The organism is Pseudomonas sp. AA-38 (assembly GCF_029457475.1).
In the GTDB taxonomy this organism is placed as follows: domain Bacteria; phylum Pseudomonadota; class Gammaproteobacteria; order Pseudomonadales; family Pseudomonadaceae; genus Aquipseudomonas.
In genome coordinates this window covers 3,124,013-3,142,223 of record NZ_CP120359.1, presented here as the reverse complement: position 1 = coordinate 3,142,223, position 18,211 = coordinate 3,124,013, and the positions used below count along the sequence as shown (strand labels likewise).

At 62.6% G+C, this 18,211-nt stretch carries 15 protein-coding genes; 10 read left to right on the top strand and 5 right to left on the bottom strand.

What is annotated here, in order from left to right:
* The first annotated feature begins 6 nt into the window (after nucleotides 1-6).
* Nucleotides 7-960, top strand: coding sequence for an N-acetyl-gamma-glutamyl-phosphate reductase (gene argC, locus PVE35_RS14385; RefSeq protein WP_277372188.1), 954 nt, complete (start codon nucleotides 7-9; stop codon nucleotides 958-960).
* A gap of 977 nt (nucleotides 961-1,937) precedes the next feature.
* Here the strand turns inward: argC and PVE35_RS14380 are convergent.
* Nucleotides 1,938-3,866 carry a transglycosylase SLT domain-containing protein gene (locus PVE35_RS14380; RefSeq protein WP_277372187.1) on the bottom strand — a complete coding sequence of 643 codons (1,929 nt, stop codon included), beginning with the start codon at nucleotides 3,864-3,866 and terminating at the stop codon, nucleotides 1,938-1,940.
* A gap of 237 nt (nucleotides 3,867-4,103) precedes the next feature.
* Here PVE35_RS14380 and PVE35_RS14375 point away from each other — a divergent pair, with 237 nt between their 5' ends.
* Nucleotides 4,104-6,029: an ATP-binding cassette domain-containing protein gene (locus tag PVE35_RS14375; RefSeq protein ID WP_277372186.1), complete on the top strand. Its 1,926-nt coding sequence runs from the start codon at nucleotides 4,104-4,106 to the stop codon at nucleotides 6,027-6,029.
* An 18-nt stretch (nucleotides 6,030-6,047) separates the two neighbouring features.
* A complete protein-coding gene (locus PVE35_RS14370) occupies nucleotides 6,048-6,734 on the top strand; it encodes a hypothetical protein (protein WP_268183092.1) in 687 nt (228 codons plus the stop codon).
* 51 nt (nucleotides 6,735-6,785) lie between these two features.
* On the opposite strand, the gene PVE35_RS14365 is transcribed toward PVE35_RS14370, so the two are convergent.
* Nucleotides 6,786-7,226 (bottom strand): universal stress protein, encoded by a 441-nt coding sequence (locus PVE35_RS14365; protein WP_268183094.1) that lies wholly within the window; start codon nucleotides 7,224-7,226, stop codon nucleotides 6,786-6,788.
* 133 nt (nucleotides 7,227-7,359) lie between these two features.
* Complete coding sequence (locus tag PVE35_RS14360; protein ID WP_277372185.1) at nucleotides 7,360-8,181, bottom strand: hypothetical protein; 822 nt, start codon at nucleotides 8,179-8,181, stop codon at nucleotides 7,360-7,362.
* Nucleotides 8,182-8,591: 410 nt separating this feature from the next.
* Between PVE35_RS14360 and fadB the strand changes: the two genes are divergently transcribed.
* From fadB to PVE35_RS14330, 6 genes are all read left to right on the top strand, one after another.
* Nucleotides 8,592-10,739 carry a fatty acid oxidation complex subunit alpha FadB gene (gene fadB / locus PVE35_RS14355; RefSeq protein WP_277372184.1) on the top strand — a complete coding sequence of 716 codons (2,148 nt, stop codon included), beginning with the start codon at nucleotides 8,592-8,594 and terminating at the stop codon, nucleotides 10,737-10,739.
* Nucleotides 10,740-10,769: 30 nt separating this feature from the next.
* The gene (fadA, locus tag PVE35_RS14350; protein WP_268183099.1) at nucleotides 10,770-11,945 is read left to right on the top strand and encodes an acetyl-CoA C-acyltransferase FadA; all 1,176 of its coding nucleotides are present in this window, start codon (nucleotides 10,770-10,772) and stop codon (nucleotides 11,943-11,945) included.
* Between the two features lie 73 nt (nucleotides 11,946-12,018).
* A complete protein-coding gene (locus PVE35_RS14345) occupies nucleotides 12,019-12,261 on the top strand; it encodes a DUF1653 domain-containing protein (protein ID WP_268183101.1) in 243 nt (80 codons plus the stop codon).
* 105 nt (nucleotides 12,262-12,366) lie between these two features.
* A complete protein-coding gene (gene topA / locus PVE35_RS14340; protein WP_268183104.1) occupies nucleotides 12,367-14,973 on the top strand; it encodes a type I DNA topoisomerase in 2,607 nt (868 codons plus the stop codon).
* A 156-nt stretch (nucleotides 14,974-15,129) separates the two neighbouring features.
* Nucleotides 15,130-15,648 (top strand): DUF6586 family protein, encoded by a 519-nt coding sequence (locus PVE35_RS14335; protein WP_268184250.1) that lies wholly within the window; start codon nucleotides 15,130-15,132, stop codon nucleotides 15,646-15,648.
* Between the two features lie 80 nt (nucleotides 15,649-15,728).
* A complete protein-coding gene (locus tag PVE35_RS14330) occupies nucleotides 15,729-15,968 on the top strand; it encodes a hypothetical protein (RefSeq protein WP_277372183.1) in 240 nt (79 codons plus the stop codon).
* A 208-nt stretch (nucleotides 15,969-16,176) separates the two neighbouring features.
* Here PVE35_RS14330 and sulA read toward each other — a convergent pair whose 3' ends face one another.
* Together sulA and lexA are read right to left on the bottom strand one after the other, a co-directional pair.
* Nucleotides 16,177-16,635 carry an SOS-induced cell division inhibitor SulA gene (gene sulA / locus PVE35_RS14325; RefSeq protein WP_277372182.1) on the bottom strand — a complete coding sequence of 153 codons (459 nt, stop codon included), beginning with the start codon at nucleotides 16,633-16,635 and terminating at the stop codon, nucleotides 16,177-16,179.
* A 19-nt stretch (nucleotides 16,636-16,654) separates the two neighbouring features.
* Nucleotides 16,655-17,269 carry a transcriptional repressor LexA gene (gene lexA, locus PVE35_RS14320; protein WP_277372181.1) on the bottom strand — a complete coding sequence of 205 codons (615 nt, stop codon included), beginning with the start codon at nucleotides 17,267-17,269 and terminating at the stop codon, nucleotides 16,655-16,657.
* A 226-nt stretch (nucleotides 17,270-17,495) separates the two neighbouring features.
* On the opposite strand from lexA, the gene PVE35_RS14315 reads away from it, so the two are divergent.
* On the top strand, nucleotides 17,496-18,203 hold the full coding sequence (locus PVE35_RS14315) for a TetR/AcrR family transcriptional regulator (protein WP_268183112.1): 708 nt from the start codon (nucleotides 17,496-17,498) through the stop codon (nucleotides 18,201-18,203).
* Nucleotides 18,204-18,211 lie beyond the last annotated feature (8 nt).

Genomic DNA, 18,211 nt, shown 5'->3' with positions numbered 1-18,211 from the left:
CATGTCATGTCGTTCAAAGTTTTCGTCGACGGTCAGGAAGGCACCACCGGCCTGCGTCTGCTGGATTACCTGGCCGGTCGCCCGGACATCGAGCTGCTGCGCATCGACGAGGCCAAGCGCAAGGACAGCGCCGAGCGCGCACGCCTGCTCAATGCCGCCGACGTGGCCTTCCTCTGCCTGCCGGATGCCGCTTCGCGTGAGGCGGTGAGCCTGGTGAACAACCCCGACACCTGCATCATCGACGCCAGCACGGCCTTCCGTACCGACACTGGCTGGACCTATGGCCTGCCGGAGCTGGCTGCTGGCCAGCGCGAGGCGATCCGCGCCAGCAAGCGCATCGCCAACCCCGGTTGCCATGCCACGGCCTTCATCCTGCTGGTGCGTCCGTTGGTGGATGCCGGCCTGCTGCCGAAGGATTACCCGCTCAGTGCCTTCTCCCTGACCGGCTACAGCGGTGGCGGCAAATCCATGATCGCCCAGTACGAAGCCGGCGGCGACGCCCGCCTGAAGAGCCCGCGCCCCTATGCCATGCCCCAGGCGCACAAGCACCTGCCGGAAATGCGCGTGCAGACCGGCATTGCCCAGGCCCCGGTGTTCAGCCCCATCGTCGGCGACTTCCTCAAGGGCCTGGCGGTGACCGTGCCGCTGCATCTGGATCGTCTGGCCCCCGGCACCACGCCGCAACAACTGCACGAGGCGCTGCAGCGCCACTATGCCGGCGAGCGCTTTATCCGCGTGATGCCGCTGGAAGGGGCTGAGAACCTGGATGAAGGCTTCTTCGACGTGCAGGGCTGCAACGACAGCAACCGTGCTGACCTGTTCGTCTTCGGCAATGCCGAGCGGGTGACACTGGTGGCACGCCTGGACAACCTCGGCAAGGGCGCTGCTGGCGCGGCTGTGCAATGCATGAACGTGATCGTCGGCGCGGCCGAGGACACCGGGCTGGTCAGCGGTCTTTAAAGCGGGGCTTGTTCTTCACGCATTTTGATACTGGGCTGGCAAGTTTTTGTGTTGGCTTGTGTTGGAGTTCTGGACGCCGCCTTGGGTGTGTCCAGATATTCCGGGTTTCGCCCCCTCGGGCGACTCACTTTTCTTTGAACTCGGATTGCCGCCCAGCGCAAAGAAAAGTAAGCAAAAGAAACGCACCCCCGCCATTCGGAACTAGGCGTCCCCGTCATGCTTCGCTCGACTTCCCTCACTCCGGCACCGCTCCGGGGTCGGCTTACAAGGGCCATCCCTGGCCCTTTAAGCGGGGCCGCCATCGGTATCTCGCGGCATCCATGCCGCTCGCCCCCTGCGCAATGCCTACGTTCGGCCTCCTGAAGGGGGCATTCGCGCGCCTGAACGTACATCGGTTCCGGGCATGACCGGCGTGCTCTGATAACAGTGGAGCCATGACGTGGCCGTCGGGTTAAACCAAAACTTTCATTCGCTTGAATAGCTTGCCGGCTTTCAGCCGGCATTCAGGTCAGCCCTAAGGCTGACCCATGTTCAAGCACTCCACGCTAATTCTGGGTTACCTAGGGTTCAGGCGCGTGCAGAGCCCGCCCAGGAGGGCGAACGGAATCGTCGTGGAAGAGGTTGAGCGGCATGGATGCCGCGAGAGCCACGATGGGCCAGGGATGGCCCACCGTGGCGGGCCTCTGGAGCGACGATGGAGTGAGCGAACCCTCGCGTAGCGAGGGCCGGATGACCGGGCGGAGGGTTTTGGTTACTTTTGCCCTACAAAAGTGACTCGCCCGGGAGGGCGAAACCAAAACTTTCAACAAAAACGCGGCAATTCGGAACAAGCACCCGAACAAGCAACAAGCCAACACAAACTTGCCAGTCTGGTCTCAATACCGATTCCCCCAGCCCCTGCGAATAACCATAAAAAACGCCGCGATTCCGAGAGGAGTCGCGGCGTTTTTTATGGTGCAGAGATATCCCCGCAACACTCACTGATCATCGAAATACCGCTCATGCCAGGCCACCAGCGGCTGCGGGTTGCCCAGCTTCTGCCCATAGATCACCGAGTATGACAGCACGTTCTGCACGTACTGGCGGGTTTCATCGAACGGAATGTTCTCCACCCACACGTCGTAGCTCAGGTGATCGGCTCCGCGCAGCCACTGACGCACGCGGCCGGGGCCGGCGTTGTAAGCGGCGGAGGCGAGCACGCGGTTGCCGTTGAACTGGCCGTAGACCTGGCTCAGATAAGCCGCCCCTAGCTGGATGTTGACGTCCGGGTCGAGCGCCTGGCGTGGCGAGGCCAGGGGGATGCTGAACTTGCGCGCGGTTTCCTTGGCGGTGGTCGGCATCAGTTGCATCAGCCCCATGGCGCCGGCGTGGGAGCGGGCGTCGGCCATGAAGGCGCTTTCCTGGCGGGTGATGGCGAACACCCAGCTAGAATGCAGGTCGCGCCGCTGCGCCTCACGCACCAGCTCGTCACGGTGCGCCATGGGGAAGCGCACCTCCAGGTCGTCCCAGTATTGCGCCTGGCTGATGGTGCGGATGGCCGGGAAGTACCAGCCCATCTCATAGGCCAGGCGCGCCTGGGCCACCAGTTCGTCACGGCTGAACAGGCGGCTGACGTGATACCACTCGCGGCGACCATCGACGATCTGCCCGCGGGCGTGGAATTCCAGGGCGCGCTTGATGCCGGCGGTGTTACGCACCTTCTGCACCACTTTGGGGTCGAGCGCCAGCGGCTGGTTGTTCAGGCTGTAGGGGGCCTTGACCTGATCGGCGGCCATGAAACCGTAGAAGTCGCGCTCCTTGGCCAGGGCCTGGAACAGCACGGCCGGTTGGTGGCTGTCGGGCTGGGCCAGTTGCAGGCTGCGCGCGGCCCAGTAGCGCCAGCGATTGCTGCTGGCCAGCTCCGCCGGCATGCGTTGGGTCAACTGGTAAGCCTCATCCCAGCGACCACTACGCAGCAACAGGCGCGCACGCCATTCGCTGACGGTGTCATCACGCAACTGCGGATCGTACTTGGCCATCACCGCGAGCCCACGCGGGTCGAAGCGACGTGCCAGGGTCAGGCCGATCTGGCGGGCGATGGCCACCTGTTCGTCCTGGGAGAAGTTCATGCGCCGGGCGTAGCTGTCGAGCAGGCTCAGGGCGTCTTCTGGGTTCTGCCGGGCCAGGCGGCGCAGACCCAGGCCCACGACATCGGCCATGGCCTCGTCGGCCGGGGTGAAACGGTCCGACTGCTTGAGGATCTGCGGTTTCTGCGCCACTTCCAGCAGCAGCTTGCCGCGCGCGCCAAGGGTCGTCAGGCCCTTGACCAGGTAGTTGGCCAGGCCGTAGTTGCCGACCTCCACCGCCAGTTTGGTGCGCTGCCAGCGACGTTGTTCGGTCAACTGGCCATTGGCAGTCCAGCGCTCGAACAACGGGTCGCAGGCGTCGGGCTGCGACTTGCCCACCAGCCAGAGCTTCTCGGCTGTGGCATTGCCCTCGGCATTCAGGCCATGGCTGAGCTGGTACTGGCCGTACAGGCAGTGGAGTTCGGTGAAGTTGAGCTTGGGATCGTAATGGGCGAGGAAGGGCTTCCAGTCGCCGCGCTCGGCCAGCAGACGCAACCAGCGCAGTTTCATCCAGCTAGCCTGGGGCAGGTCGCCATGTTCGGCGAGGAATTTCTCCACCTCGGCGTTGCTCGCCGACTTCAGACGGTTGGTCAGGTCGTCGTAGGCCAGGTAGGGCGTCAAGGGGTAGTCGCGTAGCGCACTGGCGTACTGGCGATAAGGCCCGCTGTCGCCCTTGGCCAGGGCGCGCTTGGCGGCATCGTAGTACTGACGCTGTTGCGCCAGGTTGGCTGCGTCTACAGAGGTGATGCCGAGGGTGCCGAGCATCAGGCAGGAAACGAGTGATAAGAGACGACCGCGCATGACAGTTCCAGGGGGCAAGCAGGTAAATGGACAGCCCGTTCCATCTGGCTGCAGTCTCTAGCTTAGCCTTTCGCCACGGGTCGGCGAAAGCGCCGGCAGCAAGCAGATACACACTGAACGAATACCCCGACAGACTAGGGGCTGTTGCCGTTTCTCGCAGCAACGCGGCGCTCGTCGAAACGGAAACAGCCGCCCGCCAACTCGGGTAGAATGCCCGGCCTGTTTTTGGAGATGCCCATGACCCTGCTCAAGTTCGCCGATGTTTCCCTCGCCTATGGCGCCATGCCCCTGCTCGATGGGGTTTCCTGGCAGATCGCCCGGGGTGAGCGGGTGTGCATCATCGGCCGTAACGGCACCGGCAAATCGAGCATGCTGCGCCTGGTCAAGGGTGATCAGATGCCCGATGACGGCGAAATCTGGCGCGCCCCGGGGTTGAAGATCGGCGAATTGCCGCAGGAGCTGCCACGTGCCGACGAGCGTACGGTGTTCGACGTGGTGGCTGAAGGCCTGGCCGGTGTCGGTGAGCTGCTGGCCCGCTATCACCACTTGGCGCAGAACATCCAGGGCGACGACGATCTCGAACAGCTGATGCACGTGCAGCAGGAATTGGAAGCCAAGGATGGCTGGCGCCTGCAGCAACTGGTGGACAGCACCCTGAGCCGTCTGCAGTTACCGGCCGACAAGACCCTGGCCGAGCTTTCCGGTGGCTGGCGCCGCCGCGTGCTGCTGGCACAGGCATTGGTATCCGAGCCGGATCTGCTGTTGCTCGACGAGCCCACCAACCACCTGGACATCGGTGCCATCGCCTGGCTGGAAGAGGCGCTGAAGGATTTCGGCGGCGCCGTGCTGTTCATCACCCACGACCGTTCCTTCCTGCAGAACCTGGCCACGCGCATCCTCGAGCTGGATCGCGGGGGGCTGATCGACTGGAACGGCGACTACGCCAGTTTCCTGGTGCACAAGGAGCAGCAGCTCGCCGCCGAGGAGACCGCCAATGCGCTGTTCGACAAGCGCCTGGCGCAGGAAGAGGTGTGGATCCGTCAGGGCATCAAGGCCCGCCGTACCCGTAACGAAGGTCGCGTGCGGGCGCTCAAGGCCATGCGCGCCGAGCGCGCCGAACGTCGCGAGCGCCAGGGCAAGGCGAATATTCAATTGGAGACAGCGGACAAGTCCGGCAAGCAGGTGATGGTGGCCGAGAACGTCAGTTTCGCCCACCCCGGCGGCCCTTGGCTGGTCAAGGATTTTTCCATGGTGCTGCAGCGCGGCGACCGTATCGGCCTGCTGGGTGCCAACGGCACCGGTAAGACCACGTTGCTCAAGTTGCTGCTCGGTGACCTGCAACCTAGCAGCGGCAGCATCGAGGTGGGCACCAAGCTGGAAGTGGCCTATTTCGACCAATTGCGTCACCAGCTCGAGCCGGAAAAGACGGTGATCGACAACATCGCCGAGGGCCGCGACTTCATCAGCATCGATGGCCAGAGCCGCCACGTGCTGAGTTACTTGGGCGACTTCCTGTTCAGCCCGCAGCGCGCACGTACCCCGGTCAAGGCCTTGTCCGGTGGCGAGCGGGCACGCCTGTTGCTGGCCAAGCTGTTCAGCAAACCGGCTAACCTGCTGGTGCTGGACGAACCGACCAACGATCTCGATGTGGAAACCCTGGAACTGCTCGAAGAAGTCCTGCTCAATTTTCCTGGCACCGTGCTGATGGTCAGCCACGACCGTGCTTTCCTCGACAACGTGGTGACCAGCACCCTGGTGTTCGAGGGCGAGGGCAAGGTGCGCGAGTACGTCGGTGGTTACCAGGATTGGCTGCGCCAGGGCGGTTCACCGCGTCTGCTCGGGGTTGGCGAGAGCAAGTCCGGCAAGGCCGAGCTGGCCACGGCCATCGTCGAGTCGCCGACTCCGGCGGCTGCGGCGCCCGTGCAGGAGAGCGCCGAGCCGGCGAAGAAGAAACTAAGCTACAAGCTGCAGCGCGAGCTGGAAGCGATCCCGGGGCAGATCGATGCCCTGGAACAGGAAATGGCGGCGGTGCAGGAGCAGGTGTCTGATCCTGCCTTTTACCAGCAACCGGTGCAGACCACGACGCAGGTATTGGCGCGCCTCGACGACTTGCAGAAGGAAATGGACGCGTTGCTAGAGCGCTGGGCCGAGCTGGAAAGCTAACCAAGGAACGAATGGGCAATGGCCATCGAATACCGCATCACCCTGGATGACGAACATCAGTTCAGCTACCGGATCGAGCTGAATCGCGAGTATGACCCGGAGCTGGCGCAACGCACGCCAGCTTGGACCCGCCTCGAGCATCAGCAATGCAGCAACTGTCCATTGAGCCGAGAGCAGTTCAGCCACTGCCCGGCAGCGGTCGACCTGCATCGCGTCATCGAGGACTTCCATGGCCTGCCCGCCTTCAAGAAGGTTGGCGTGTGGGTGCGTACCCCCGAACGTGAGTACAGCAAGAACCTGGGCCTGGAAGAGGGGCTGCGGGCGCTGCTGGGGGTGATCATGGCCACCAGCGCCTGCCCGGTGCTGGGGCGCCTTAGGCCGATGGCGCAGCACCATCTGCCCTTTGCCAGCAACCAGGAGTTCATCCTGCGGGCGGTGTCGCTGTACCTCACGCGGCAGTACTTCAACATGCGTGAAGGGCGTCTGGCAGATTGGGAGCTGAAAGGCCTGGTGCGGCATTTCCAGCAACTCAAGCTGGTCAACCAGGCGTTCTGGCAGCGCATTCACGATACCTGTGAAGGCGACTCCAACCTCAAGGCCTTCCTCACCTTCTTCTCGCTGTCATCGAGCATGACGGTGACCCTGGAAACCCAGCTACAGAAGATTCGCCCCCTGGTCATGAGCGCGGGCGAAGCCTTCGACTGAGGGCCTGCCCGATGCGCCAGGCGCTGGCGCATCGGGCAGAGCGGGCAGCTATCAGTCGGTTTTCTTCAGGCGCACGGCGAGCACGTCGCAGGGGGCACCGTGCAGCACGTCGTTGGCGGTGGAGCCCAGCAGCAGAGCCAGGCCATGGCGTCCATGGCTGCCGACCACGATCAGGTCGCAGCCTTGTTCCTCGGCCAGGCGGTGGATCTCCTGGCGCGGCTGACCATAGGCCAGATGCCGGCGGTCATCGGTGATTTCCGGGTATTTGCCGCTGAATGCGTCCAGGCGTTCGCGGGCTTGCTCGAACTGCTGTTGTTGCAGCATCGACAGATCCATCGGTACGTCACCGCCAAAGGCCATGGCCATGGGCTCGACGATATGCACCACGGACATCTTCGCGCCGCTGGCCTGGGCCAGCTTGCGCGCGCGGCTCACCACCGGGTCGCATTCCTCGGTGAGGTCGACGGCGACCAGGATATGTTGGTAGGGCATGGTGAAGTCCTCCTGAGGATAAAAACCGCTTCGCATCCAGTATGGCCCTGGATGCCTGCTCGTGTCCCAAAGAAAAGCCCGATGCAAGCACCGGGCGGTGGCAAGGCCAGGCAGGCCGGAAACGGGGAGGGCATCAAAGCTGGTGCGCGGCATACAGGGCCGCGACCTCTTCCAGGCCGTCGATGATGCTGTCGGAATACTTGTTGATTAGGAAGGGTACGGTGTTCTGGTTGTAGTTCAGCAGGGATTTCTCGATATAGCGGAACTTGGTGACGATATTGCCAATGGCCGTGGTGATCTCGGGGGTGTTCTGTGGTGCCTGGGCCAGGGCGTCGAGGCCGCTGGCGAACTCCCGTACCTGCTCGTCGATGGCGCGCTCCTCGCCGCCGCCGAAGAAACTGCCACCGATCGAAGCGCTGCGCGAAGCGTAGTCCAGGGCGATGTTCTGCATCAGCAAGCTCTGTTCACGGCTGCGCTGGGTGAGCGTCGGTACGTTCTGGCCGCTTTCCTGCTGGATCGTCTGGTACAGCTCCTGGCTGAGTTCCATCAGGCGTTCGTTGCTCTTGGCCAGGGCGGCGATGGGTTGCAGGTCGGTGAAACCCTGTTTCTGCATGGTCGCCATCAATTGTTGCAACCTGTCGCGGTAGTCCTGCCATTGCTGTTGCAGCTTGCCCTGCAGCGCCTTCGCAACCTCTCCCGGCTGAGCGGCCAGGCCTTCGAGCCGTGTCTGTGCCCGCTGCGCCGCATCGTTGATCATACGCGCGTAACGTTGATCCCCTTCCATGGCGTTGTACATGTAGAAATCGCTCAGGCTCTTCTGCGCGGCCAGGCGCAACTGCTGAAGCTGCAGCAGGTCATCGGCGGGGCTCGCGAACGACGAGGCCGCGAGCAAGGTGCTGAGGATGAGGGTGAGCAGGGCGCTCAAGGGCAATGCAAGCTTACCGCGGCTCGACATCGTGAAGCTCCGTCTGGCCCATCGAGGGGCTCGATTTGTTGTGTTCACGTTGGCATGGGCGAACGAGAGGCGAATGTACTCGCAAGCCTGGGCGTTTGGCTAGGCACCTTGAGGGGCGGAGGTAGCGGAAGCAGTGAATGCACCAGTCTGGGGCGTGTCTAAACTGAAAAAAGCCTTTGCAACGAGGCCAATTGACAAGTTCGGGCTTTTCCCCGAAGGTGTGCACACCCAAATCAAACGGGCGTATGAATTGAGCGTTTGCCTGGTAAGGCGCGCCGCTACAGCCCGAACATCGCGTCGGCGGGTGTGTCGTACCGATTGGGGCTATGCTCGAACGGCCCTGCCGCGAGCTGGCCTGGCGGTTGGCTCCGATGTGTACTGTTCAGCTTCCATACCGTGGAGATCAGTTGATGATTTACGAAGGTAAAGCCATCACGGTTAAGGCTCTTGAGAGCGGCATCGTCGAATTGAATTTCGACCTCAAGGGTGAGTCCGTCAACAAATTCAACCGCCTTACCCTGAACGAGCTGCGCGCCTCCGTCGACGCGATCAAGGCCGACGGTTCGATCAAGGGCGTGATTGTCACCAGTGGCAAGGACGTGTTCATCGTCGGTGCCGACATCACCGAATTCGTCGACAACTTCAAGCTGCCCGACGAAGAGCTGGTGGCGGGCAACCTCGAAGCCAACAAGATCTTTAGCGATTTCGAAGACCTCGGCGTACCGACCGTGGTCGCCATCAACGGCATCGCCCTCGGCGGCGGCCTGGAGATGTGCCTGGCCGCTGACTACCGCGTGATGAGCGCCACCGCCAAGATCGGCCTGCCGGAAGTCAAGCTGGGCATCTACCCGGGCTTCGGTGGCACCGTGCGTCTGCCGCGCCTGATCGGTACCGACAACGCTGTCGAGTGGATCGCTTCCGGCAAGGAAAACCGTGCTGAAGACGCGTTGAAAGTTGGCGCCGTTGATGCCGTGGTCGCTCCGGACAAACTCAAGGATGCCGCGCTGGATCTGGTCAAGCGCGCCATCTCCGGTGAGCTGGACTACAAGGCCAAGCGTCAGCCCAAGCTGGAAAAGCTCAAGCTCAACGCCATCGAGCAGATGATGTGTTTCGAGACCGCCAAGGGCTTCGTTGCTGGCCAGGCCGGCCCGAACTACCCGGCTCCGGTCGAGGCCATCAAGAGCATCCAGAAGGCCGCCAACTTCGGTCGTGACAAGGCCCTGGAAGTCGAGGCCGCCGGCTTCGTCAAGCTGGCCAAGACCTCGGTCGCCGAGAGCCTGATCGGCCTGTTCCTCAACGATCAGGAGCTGAAGAAGAAAGCCAAGCAACACGACGAGATCGCTCGTGACGTGAAGCTGGCCGCCGTACTCGGCGCCGGCATCATGGGCGGCGGTATCGCTTACCAGTCGGCCTCCAAGGGCACCCCGATCCTGATGAAGGATATCCGCGAAGAGGGTATCCAGATGGGTTTGGACGAGGCGTCCAAGCTGCTCGGCAAGCGCGTTGAGAAGGGCCGCATGACCCCGGCGAAGATGGCCGAGGCGCTCAACGCCATCCGTCCGACCATGTCCTACGGCGATTTCGGCAACGTCGATATCGTGGTCGAGGCCGTGGTCGAGAACCCCAAGGTCAAGCACGCCGTGCTGGCCGAGGTGGAGGGCCATGTGCGTGAGGACGCGATCATCGCTTCCAACACCTCGACCATCTCCATCACCTATCTGGCTCAGGCCCTCAAACGCCCCGAGAACTTTGTCGGCATGCACTTCTTCAACCCGGTGCACATGATGCCGCTGGTGGAAGTCATCCGTGGCGAGAAATCCAGCGACGTGGCCGTGTCCACCACCGTGGCCTACGCCAAGAAGATGGGCAAGAACCCGATCGTGGTCAACGACTGCCCGGGCTTTCTGGTCAACCGTGTGCTGTTCCCGTACTTCGGTGGCTTTTCCAAGCTGCTGGGCTTCGGTGTCGACTTCGTGCGCATCGACCGGGTGATGGAGAAGTTCGGCTGGCCCATGGGCCCGGCCTATCTCTCCGATGTGGTGGGCATCGACACCGGCCACCACGGCCGTGACGTGATGGCCGAAGGCTTCCCGGATCGCATGGCCGTGGAAGGCAAGACCGCCGTCGACGTGATGTACGAGGCCAATCGCCTGGGCCAGAAGAACGGCAAGGGCTTCTACGCCTACGAGACTGACAAGCGCGGCAAGCCGAAGAAGGTCTCCGACCCGGCCGCCTACGAGCTGCTCAAGTCCATCGTGGTCGAAGAGCGCGAAGTCACAGACGAAGACATCATCAACTTCATGATGATCCCGCTATGTCTGGAAACCGTTCGCTGCCTGGAAGACGGCATCGTCGAGACCGCAGCCGAGGCCGACATGGGCCTGATCTACGGTATCGGCTTCCCTCCCTTCCGTGGCGGTGCGCTGCGCTACATCGATTCGATCGGTGTGGCCGAGTTCGTCGCCCTGGCCGACAAGTACGCCGAGCTGGGCGCCCTGTACCACCCGACCGCCAAACTTCGCGAAATGGCCGCCAAGGGCCAGAAGTTCTTCGGTTAATCGCGCAGCGAACAGAGCGAGAGTAGAAATATGAGCCTGAATCCTAGAGATGCAGTGATCGTCGACTTCGGTCGTACCCCGATGGGTCGTTCCAAGGGCGGCATGCACCGCAACACCCGCGCCGAGACCATGTCCGCGCACCTGATCAGCAAACTGCTGGAGCGCAACGCCAAGGTCGACCCGGCGGAAGTCGAGGACGTGATCTGGGGCTGCGTCAACCAGACCCTGGAGCAGGGCTGGAACATCGCGCGCATGGCGTCGCTGATGACCCAGATCCCGCACACCAGCGCCGGCCAGACCGTCAGCCGCCTGTGCGGTTCGTCCATGAGCGCCCTGCACACTGCCGTGCAGGCGATCCAGACCGGCAACGGCGACGTCTTCGTCGTCGGTGGTGTGGAGCACATGGGCCACGTTGGCATGATGCACGGCGTCGACCCCAACCCGCACCTGTCGCTGTACGCCGCCAAGGCCTCCGGCATGATGGGCCTGACCGCCGAGATGCTGGGCAAGATGCACGGTATCACCCGTGAGGCGCAGGACGCCTTCGGTGAGCGTTCGCACCGCCTGGCGCACAAGGCCACCGTCGAAGGCAAGTTCAAGGATGAAATCATCCCGATGCAAGGCTACGACGAAAACGGCTTCCTCAAGGTGTTCGACTACGACGAGACCATCCGTCCGGAAACCACCCTGGAAAGCCTGGCCAACCTCAAGCCGGCGTTCAACCCGAAAGGCGGCACCGTGACGGCGGGTACGTCCTCGCAGATCACCGACGGTGCGTCCTGCATGATTGTCATGAGCGCCCAGCGTGCTCAGGATCTGGGTATCCAGCCGATGGCCGTGGTGCGTGCCATGGCCGTGGCCGGTGTGGATCCGGCGATCATGGGTTACGGCCCGGTGCCGTCCACCCAGAAGGCGCTCAAGCGCGCCGGTCTGAGCATGGCTGATATCGACTTCGTCGAGCTCAACGAAGCCTTCGCCGCCCAGGCCCTGCCGGTGCTGAAGGATCTGAAACTGCTCGACAAGATGGACGAGAAGGTCAACCTGCACGGCGGCGCGATCGCCCTGGGGCACCCCTTCGGTTGTTCCGGGGCCCGTATCTCCGGTACCCTGCTCAACGTCATGAAGCAGAACGGTGGCACTCTGGGTGTCTCCACCATGTGCGTGGGCCTTGGCCAAGGCATCACCACCGTCTTCGAGCGCGTTTAAGCGCTGGTGGACACAAACCGGGGCCCAGTGCCCCGGTTTTGCTTTTTACGGCTTTTTATATCGGGAACCGCTCATGCAGTTGCAGCCAGGACTCTATCGCCACTACAAAGGCCCGCACTACCGCGTATTCGGCGTGGCGCGCCATTCCGAAAACGAGGAAGAGGTGGTGGTCTATCAGGCGCTGTACGGCGAGTTCGGCCTGTGGGTCAGGCCGCTCAGCATGTTCTGCGAAGAGGTGGAGATGGACGGCAAGCGCGTTCCACGCTTTGCTTTGATTCAGGCTGAAGTCAGCCCTATCGGCAGTTCGGAAGTCTGAGTGCGCAGTCCCTGCGCTTGACCTACGCTTGGTCGCCACTATATATAGCGGGGCCTCAAGGCTCCCAGCCTTCTATATTTCGCAATTTTAGGAATTCTCTGATCCATGGGCAAATCGCTGGTCATCGTGGAATCCCCGGCCAAGGCCAAGACCATCAACAAGTACCTGGGCAGCCAGTACGTGGTGAAGTCGAGCATCGGCCACATCCGTGACCTGCCTACCAGCGGCTCGGCAAGCGCCAGCAAGGAGCCGGCCAAGCGCGGCAAGGCCGCCAGTGAAGCACCTGCTCTGTCGCCCAAGGAAAAGGCCAAGCGCCAGTTGTTCGCCCGCATGGGCGTCGACCCCGAACACGGCTGGAAGGCCAAGTACGAGATCCTGCCTGGCAAGGAAAAGGTGATCGAAGAACTGCGCCGTCTGGCCAAGGATGCCGACACCATCTATCTCGCAACCGACTTGGACCGCGAAGGGGAGGCCATCGCCTGGCACCTGCGCGAGTCCATCGGTGGTGACGACAGCCGCTACAAGCGCGTGGTGTTCAACGAGATCACCAAGAAGGCGATCCAGGAAGCCTTCTCCAAACCCGGCGAGCTGGACATCAACCGCGTCAACGCCCAGCAGGCGCGGCGCTTCCTCGATCGCGTGGTGGGCTACATGGTCTCGCCGCTGCTGTGGGCCAAGATCGCCCGTGGCCTATCCGCCGGGCGAGTGCAATCGGTGGCGGTAAAGCTGGTGGTGGCGCGCGAGAAGGAAATCCGTGCCTTCGTCCCGGAAGAATACTGGGAAGTGCACGCCGACCTCGGCACCGCGAAGAACGCCAAGGTTCGCTTCGAGGTGGTACGTGAGAACGGCGCGGCCTTCAAGCCGGTCAATGAAGCCCAGGCCATGGCCGCGTTGGACAAGCTCAAGGCGTCCAGCTACAGCGTGGCCAAGCGTGAAGATCGCCCGACCAGCAGCAAGCCCACGGCGCCTTTCATCACCTCCACCCTGCAGCAGGCAGCGAGCAATCGTCTGGGCTTCGGGGTGAAGAAGACCATGATGATGGCTCAGCGGCTCTACGAGGCCGGCTATATCACCTATATGCGTACCGACTCGACCAACCTGTCGGCCGATGCAATCGATATGGTCAGGGGCTTTATCGGCAGCGAGTACGGCGACAAGTACCTGCCGGGCAAGCCCAACCTGTATTCGAGCAAGGAGGGCGCCCAGGAGGCGCACGAAGCGATTCGTCCGTCCGACGTCAACCTGCGCCCGACCCAGCTCTCCGGCATGGAGCGCGATGCCGAGCGTTTGTATGACCTGATCTGGCGCCAGTTCGTGGCCTGCCAGATGCCGCCAGCCGAATACCTGTCCACCAGCGTTACCGTGGCTGCTGGCGACTTCGAGCTGCGCGCCAAGGGCCGCATCCTCAAGTTCGACGGTTACACTCGCGTGCTGCCGCAGCAGAGCAAGCCGGGCGAGGACGACGTTCTGCCGGAAATGAAGGAAGGTGAGGGCCTCAAGCTGATCAAGCTCGACCCCAGCCAGCACTTCACCAAGCCACCGGCGCGCTACTCCGAGGCCAGCCTGGTCAAGGAGCTGGAAAAACGCGGTATCGGTCGTCCATCCACCTATGCGGCGATCATCTCCACCATTCAGGATCGTGGCTACGTGACGGTGCATAACCGCCGTTTCTATGCCGAGAAGATGGGTGACATCGTCACCGAGCGTCTCGACGAAAGCTTCGCCAACCTCATGGACTATGGCTTTACCGCCACCATGGAAGAGCATCTCGACGACGTGGCTCAGGGCGAGCGCGAGTGGAAGCACCTGCTCGACGAATTCTATGCCGACTTCAAGAAGAAGCTCGAAGCCGCCGAGGCGGGCGAGGGCGGCATGCGCGCCAACCAGCCGACCCTGACCGACATTCCCTGCCGCGAGTGTGGCCGGCCGATGATGATTCGCACCGCTTCCACCGGCGTGTTCCTTGGCTGCTCAGGTTATGCGCTGCCGCCGAAGGAGCGCTGCAAGGCCACCATCAACCTGGTGCCGGGTGACGAGATCGCCGCCGACGACGAGGGCGAGTCCGAGTCCCGCGTACTGCTGGGCAAGCACCGCTGCCCGATCTGCGCCACCGCCATGGATGCCTACCTGCTGGACGAAACCCGCAAGCTGCACATCTGCGGTAACAACCCGGACTGCACCGGCTACGAGATCGAGCAGGGCCAGTACCGCATCAAGGGCTATGAAGGCCCGAGCCTGGAATGCGACAAGTGCGGCAGCGAAATGCAGCTCAAGACCGGCCGCTTTGGCAAGTTCTTCGGCTGCACCAACCCTAGCTGCAAGAACACCCGCAAGCTGCTCAAGAATGGTGAAGCCGCGCCGCCGAAGATGGACAAGGTGGACATGCCCGAGCTCAAGTGTGAGAAGGTGGACGACACCTACGTGCTGCGCGATGGCGCCTCGGGGCTGTTCCTGGCCGCCAGCCAGTTCCCCAAGAACCGCGAAACCCGTGCACCGTTGGTGCTGGAGATCGTTCCGCACAAGCACGAGATCGATCCCAAGTACCACTTCCTCTGCGACGCGCCGCAGAAGGACCCGGATGGCCGTCCGACAGTGATTCGTTACAGCCGCAAGACCAAGGAGCAGTACGTGCAATCCGAAGTGGACGGCAAGCCGACTGGCTGGCGTGCGTTCTACGATGGCGGCAAGTGGAAGGTCGAGGACAAGCGTTGACGCGCGTCCGCACTGGCTGAACGCCGACCGGGCCTCATTGCCGGCTGGTGCTGCCGGCTCGCCGGAGGGCCAATTGATGGCGAATGCCTGACGAGATGCGCACCGGCTTTTGCCGGTGCGCGTATCATGAGTCGATCTGCTGTGGAGGGCATCGCGATGGCCAAAGAAATCTACACCCGCACCAATCAGAAGATCTTCTTCGCCGGTATCGCCCTGGACAACTGGCGCAAGGCCGAGGCCTCCAATGCCTTCAACTTGCAGGCGCTGGTGCAGGCTGAGCGCGAGGCCGCGTTGTTCCACCTCTACGGTGGTTTGTTGGGGCTGTGCCATGAGATTGCCGGTTACTACCGCATGCATGATGCTGCACCCACGCGTGTCGAGGCTTTCGTTCAGCAGGCGGTACTAGAGGCTACGCCCAGCCCCGAGCTGGCCGAGCTGGTTGAATTGACTCAGCAGAGCGAAACCTGGTTGGCGCAGTTGCTGGCGGCCTATGCTGCGCTGTTCCAGCCGCCGCGCGAAGCGCGCAAGGCCAAGGTCGACCCGGCCATGCCCTTGATCACGGCGGTCAGCGTCGGTGAAGAGCCTGCAGAGCTGAGTCTCGACGAGATCGATGCCTGGCGTCAGCAGCTCAAGGGCCTGGTGCTGCGTTTTCGTGAAGGCCTCAGCGAGTGCTGAGTGCGTTATCTGGACGAGTGGGCTGGGGTTGAGCCGGGCCGGCTGTTACAATTTCATGTTTTTTGCAAAGAGACCGAGCCATGCCTACATCCTTTCTGGAAATCGTCGAACTGCCCGATGGGCGTATCGCCTTGCGCCGAGCAGAGGACGAGGAGGCATTGGTAACTTTGGATTTCTCTGCCGATGCCAAGGCTTTCCTGCAAGGGCAACATATCGAGGTGGCCAAGGCCATGCTCAATGTCGGCGTGCAGATGGCCGGGCGCATGGCTGAAGGTGACTTCATGACCGAGGAAGAAGAGTTGCCGCGCGTGCTGCACTGAAGGCAGTGATGAGCTGCAAGCCGCAAGCCGCAAGCGACAAGCAAGAGCAAAAAGCCCCTCCGTCAGGAGGGGCTTTTCTTTGGGCTGCAACGCCGATCCATAGGCCAAATCATTTGACAAGTCGTCGTCCGGCCCGACGCTCTTGCAGCTTGCAGCTTGCAGCTTGCAGCTTGCAGCTTGCAGCTTGCAGCTTGCAGCTTGCAGCTTGTCAGCCCAGACTGATATTCAGGCTCTGTGCCTGGCCGGCTCGCGCCGCCTTGGCCAGCCGCAGTCGGGTGCTGCGCTCGACTGGGTGCAGCCAACTGATCACGGTATGGCTGCGGCCGAGCTTGAGCGCTTCTTCGGCCAGCTCCAGGGCGCTCTGGCCCTGGCGTGGGTGTAGCAGTAGGATGCGTTCGCGGTTGAGCCCAGCGTCGCGCAGCCAGGCTTGGGTCAGGCTGGCTGGTGGCGCCACCAGGGTCAGCCAGCGGGCGTCCTGATCCTGGCTCAATTCGCGCAGGATGGGCGCCAGCAGGTGCAGGCAGTGCCCGGCGGCACCGCGCAACGCCAGCTCGCTGAAGCCCTGGTCGTCTTCTGCATCGCCCAGCAGCACGTCGGCCGGCGCGCCGCTCAGGAAGGCATCGAACAGAGGGAGTTGCGGGCGCTCGAACGACGGCTGCATCTGCATGGGGAGTCTCCTTTGGCGCTTAGCGGCGAATCACGCCGACGCTCAGACCTTCGATCACCAGTTCCTGATGCTCGAGGTCGACTTCGATCGGGGAAAATTCCGGGTTCTCGGCGATCAGCCAGACCTTGTTGCCTTCGCGCTTGAAGCGCTTGACCGTCACTTCATCATCGATGCGGGCGACGACGATCTGGCCGTTGCGGGCTTCGCGTGTGGTGTGCACGGCGAGCAGGTCGCCGTCGAAGATGCCGATGTCCTTCATGCTCATGCCGCGCACACGCAGCAGATAGTCGGCCCTGGGCTGAAAGAAGGCCGGGTTGATCTGGCAGGATTCCTCGACATGCTGCTGGGCGAGGATCGGTGCACCGGCAGCGACACGACCGATCACGGGCAGGCCATCGTCCTCGTTGGCGGCGCCAGGCTCGAAACCGGGGATGCGGATGCCGCGTGAGGCGCCTGGGGTCATCTCGATGGCGCCCTTGCGGGCCAGGGCCTTGAGATGCTCTTCTGCCGCGTTGGGCGACTTGAACCCCAGCTCCTGGGCGATTTCCGCGCGGGTAGGGGGGTAGCCATTGTCTTCCAGGCAGCGTTTGATGAAGGCAAGGATTTCAGCTTGGCGTGGCGTCAGTTTCAGCATGGCTGGGCTCTGTCTTTTTATACAGTGACTGGGATTATATACAGTAAGCGTGGCTTGGCAATCATCAATTTCAGTGTGCTTGCGCGGGTCTGTAACTTGTCGCTCGCTATGGGCGTCTTTGCCTGTTGTATGCTGTGACTGCTCGGACAAAATCCGGCTCGCGCGGCTTGACAATTCGATGGGCTGAAACGTATGTTTCAAACAAGTGTTTGTCAGGTGATCATTCATGGCTCAGTCGGAAACCGTTGAACGCATTCTCGATGCTGCGGAACAGCTGTTCGCGGAAAAGGGCTTCGCCGAAACCTCGTTGCGCCTGATCACCAGCAAGGCCGGGGTCAACCTGGCAGCGGTGAACTACCACTTCGGCTCGAAGAAGGCGCTGATCCAGGCGGTCTTCTCGCGCTTTCTCGGCCCCTTCTGTGCCAGTTTGGAAAAGGAGCTCGACCGCCGCCAGGCCAAGAGTGAAGCCCCGGCGACCCTTGAAGAGCTGCTGGAGTTGCTGGTGGAGCAGGCGTTGGCGGTGAAGCCGCGCAGTGGCAATGACCTGTCCATTTTCATGCGCCTGCTCGGCTTGGCCTTTAGTCAGAGCCAGGGGCACCTGCGCAAGTACCTGGAAGAGGTCTACGGCAAGGTGTTCCGTCGCTACATGTTGCTGGTGCACGATGCCGCACCGCGCATCCCTCCGCTGGAGCTGTTCTGGCGCGTGCACTTCATGCTGGGTGCGGCGGCGTTCAGCATGTCCGGGATCAAGGCGCTGCGGGCCATGGCCGAGACCGATTTCGGCGTCCACACCTCCATCGAGCAGGTCATGCGCATGATGGTGCCTTTCCTGGCCGCCGGGATGCGCGCCGATAGCGGGGTTGCCGATCCGCTGCTGGCAAGCGCCCAGCTCAAGCCCCGCAACAAGCCAGTGAGCGTGCCGGCCAAGGCATGACGGCGGTG